The 370-nt window shown below is 63.0% G+C and carries 1 protein-coding gene; it reads right to left on the reverse strand.

Translation table 11 applies throughout. The annotated features are described in order from the left end of the window. Positions 1–183: hypothetical protein (locus tag GPT33_RS17725; protein WP_296811703.1), on the reverse strand; the 183-nt coding region annotated here is incomplete at its 3' end. Positions 184–370: the final 187 nt, after the last annotated feature.

The following is a 370-nucleotide window of genomic DNA, read 5'->3' on the forward strand; positions in this document are numbered from 1 at the left end:
CTCGAAAGGGTGTTTCAGGGTGCGAATGCCCGAACCGCTACCGTCCCAGACACCGATGCTGCGCAAATCGCTCATCAGGTGGATCGATAACAACGTGCCCAAATCGTCACCGATTGCGGCCAGGGTCAGCGGCCTATCGAACGCGATGGCCGGATCGATCGAAAACCAGAGATCCAGGCTCACGGCCTCGGGCACTCGGCGGTCGGTCTCGGCCAGTCGAAAGTCTATTGGCGGCAGACGCGGCCGAAACTCTCGGCCCTGCAGGCGAAGCTTGATGTCCGCGTTGTCCCCGTTCCAGAGTCCTCTCGGATCCGGATCCACCGGCAGCGGACTCGGCGCCGGTTCGTCCAAACTCGCGGTGACCGGAGCT

It is taken from the genome of Thiocapsa sp., assembly GCF_011390875.1.
In the GTDB taxonomy this organism is placed as follows: domain Bacteria; phylum Pseudomonadota; class Gammaproteobacteria; order Chromatiales; family Chromatiaceae; genus Thiocapsa.